Annotated in this window: 3 protein-coding genes; 1 reads left to right on the top strand and 2 read right to left on the bottom strand. The window is 66.1% G+C overall.

Annotation, left to right across the window (positions count from 1 at the left end; genetic code table 11):
* Positions 1-193: 193 nt before the first annotated feature.
* Positions 194-943: a phosphonate metabolism transcriptional regulator PhnF gene (phnF, locus tag EOA33_RS31245; protein ID WP_127407382.1), complete on the top strand. Its 750-nt coding sequence runs from the start codon at positions 194-196 to the stop codon at positions 941-943.
* On the opposite strand, the gene EOA33_RS31250 is transcribed toward phnF, so the two are convergent.
* Together EOA33_RS31250 and EOA33_RS31255 are read right to left on the bottom strand one after the other, a co-directional pair.
* Positions 940-1770, bottom strand: coding sequence for an amidohydrolase family protein (locus EOA33_RS31250; RefSeq protein WP_189363034.1), 831 nt, complete (start codon positions 1768-1770; stop codon positions 940-942). The genes phnF and EOA33_RS31250 overlap by 4 nt on opposite strands.
* 4 nt (positions 1771-1774) lie before the next feature.
* The coding region (locus EOA33_RS31255) for a zinc-binding alcohol dehydrogenase family protein (protein ID WP_145989386.1) at positions 1775-2693 on the bottom strand (919 nt) is incomplete at its 5' end.

Below are 2693 nucleotides of genomic sequence, written 5' to 3' on the forward strand. Positions count from 1 at the left end.
CGCAGCGGTGTGAGACGGGCATTCTTATGGATGTTCATTCGGATCCTCCGATGGATGCTGAAGCGTGGTAACTCCAGTCTCCTCGGTCCGGTCCGAATGGACAACCTCCCGAAAGCTCACAGCTAGCGCGAGTCCATGACGGGTGGATGACACCGGCGAAAAGTCTGGGCTGGTGAGAGAACCGGGGGCGGGCATGAGTGGGCAGCAGGCAGCCAGCATCGAGCGGCGCAGCGGCGTTTCGCTGTGGCGGCAGATCGCCGATCAGATTTTGCAGGGAATCGCCGCCGGCGACTTTGCCGAGAACGCGGCGCTGCCGCCGGAAATGGCGCTTGCCGAACGCTATGGCGTCAACCGCCATACGGTGCGCAGCGCCATCGCGGCGCTGGTGCAGGAAGGCGTGCTCAGGGCCGAGCAGGGGCGCGGCACCTTCGTTTTGTCGCGCAAGCGGCTCTCCTACCCGATCGGCGCCCGCACGCGCTTTTCGACGGGCCTGCAGGGGCAGACGAGCGAACGGCATATTGCGCTGCTTGCCTCATCGGTTGAGCCGGCCAGCCGGCGCATCGCCGATGCCTTGAAGCTCGCCAGGGGAGCCGCCCTGCTCTGCCTGGAGACGCGCGGCGAAGCCGATGGCCATCCGGTGTCGCGCGCCACCGCCTGGTTCGACGCCAAACGCTTCGCCGGTATCGATGCCGCCATGGCGGAGACGGGATCGGTCACCGCATCGCTGAAGCGCTTCGGCATCAACGACTATCTCAGGCAATCGACGGTGCTGTCGGCGCGCCATGCCGATGCCGCCGATCTTGCCGATCTCGACCTGCAGCCCGGCGCCATCGTGCTGGTGACGGTCGCGGTCAACGTCACACTCGACGGTCAGCCGATCCAGTTTTCCGAGTCGCGGTTTCCGGCGGAGCGGGTCGAGCTGAAACTGTCGGCCAATGACTAGCTGATGCCGTAGAAGCGCGCGGCGGTGCCGCCGAAGACGGCGTCCTGCTCCACCGGCGAAAGGCCTGCCAGGAGTTCCCTCGCGGCGGCCAGCCAATTCTCGTAGGTGGCGGCGAGCTCGCACACCGGCCAGTCGCTGCCGAACATCAGCCGGTCCGGCCCGAAGCAGGCGAGCAGGTGGTCGGCATAGGGCTTGAGGCCGGCGATCGACCAGTTCGGCCCGGCCTCGGTGACCAGGCCGGAGAATTTGCAGACCACCGACGGCCGCTTCGCCAGCGCCACCATGTCGCTCGCCCAGGGCTCTAGGATGCCCTTGGCGATGAAGGGTTTTGCCGCGTGGTCGACGACGATCGGCAGGTCAGGCATGTGGTCGGCGAGTGCGGCGACCACCGGCAAATGGCGCGGCTGCGCCAGCGCGTCGAAACGCAGGCCGAGTTTCGGCAAAAGCTTCAGCGCGGCGAGCTGCTTCGGCTTCAAAATATCAAAGGTGTCGTCGATGTCCTGCAGCATTGGCCTTATGCCGCGGAACTTCGGCCGCGCCGCCAGCCGGCGCAGCGTCGCCTCGACATCGTCGGCCTCGAGATCGACCCAGCCGACCACGGCCGCGATGCTGTCGTCCTTGTCGGCGAGGTCGAGCATGAATTCGGTTTCGGCGACGGTCGCCGCCGCCTGCACCACGACGGTGCGGGCGATGCCGGCGGCCTGCAGATGCGGCGCGAGGTCGGCCGGGAAGACGTCGCGAACGATCGGCGCGACGTGCGGCCCCATCCAGAAATAGTCGCCGCGCGCGATCTGCCAATAATGCTGGTGCGCGTCGATCCTCAGCATGGTCCTACCCGACTTCGATGACGGCCTTGATCAGGCCTGATTTCTCATGCGCCCACCTTGCGAGGTCGCGAGGCGTGCCGGCAAGGGTCGTGCGATGGGTGACGAGCTTTCCCATCTGCACGGCACCATTGCGGATCGAAGCCGCGACGTGGTCGAAGTCGGCGCTCAGCGCGTTGCGGCTGCCGATCAGTGTCATCTCGCGTTTGTGGAATTCCGGGTCGGAGAAGGTGATGTCGTCCTTGACGACACTGACGAGCACGAGGCTGCCGCCATGCGCGACATGGGCGAAGGCCGACTGCACCGACTGCGTGTTGCCGGTGGCATCGAAGACCATGTCGAAACCTTCGCCGCTGGTCGCTTCGCGCGCCAGATCGGTCGCCTGTGCCTTCGAGCCATCGAGCGTGGCGAAGCCCAGTTCGTTTTCAGCAAAGCCCAGGCGTTCGCTACTCATATCGAGCAGGCTGACATCGAGGCCGGCGATGCGGGCAAACAGGGCGGTGCCGAGCCCAATCGGGCCGGCGCCGATGACCAGCGCGCGGGCGCCAGGCTCGGCCTGCGCGCGGCGCACCGCATGCGCGCCGATGGCCAGGAATTCGACGGCGGCGGCATCGGCAAGAGAGAGACCGTTCGCCGGATAAAGATTTTGCGCCGGCACGAGGATCTCCTCGCACATGGCGCCGTCGCGATGGACGCCGAGCACTTCGATCCTGACACAGCAATTCGGCTTGCCTTTCCGGCAGGCGATGCATTTGCCGCAAGCGAGATAGGGATTGATGATGACCGCCTCGCCGGCGCTCAGCGCAACACCTTCGCCCGTCTCGACAACCGTGCCGGAGACCTCGTGGCCCATGACGCGCGGATAGGCGAGGAACGGGTGCTTGCCTTCGAAGATGTGGTAGTCGGTGCCGCAGATGCCGACACTG

The organism is Mesorhizobium sp. M4A.F.Ca.ET.050.02.1.1, assembly GCF_003997725.1.
Lineage (GTDB): Bacteria > Pseudomonadota > Alphaproteobacteria > Rhizobiales > Rhizobiaceae > Mesorhizobium.

What these genes read in the sequence shown, in the direction of transcription:
- phnF (WP_127407382.1), top strand. Translation starts at nt 194, where the DNA reads ATGAGTGGGCAGCAGGCAGCCAGCATCGAGCGGCGCAGCGGCGTTTCG.
- EOA33_RS31250 (WP_189363034.1), bottom strand. Translation starts at nt 1,770, where the DNA reads ATGCTGAGGATCGACGCGCACCAGCATTATTGGCAGATCGCGCGCGGC.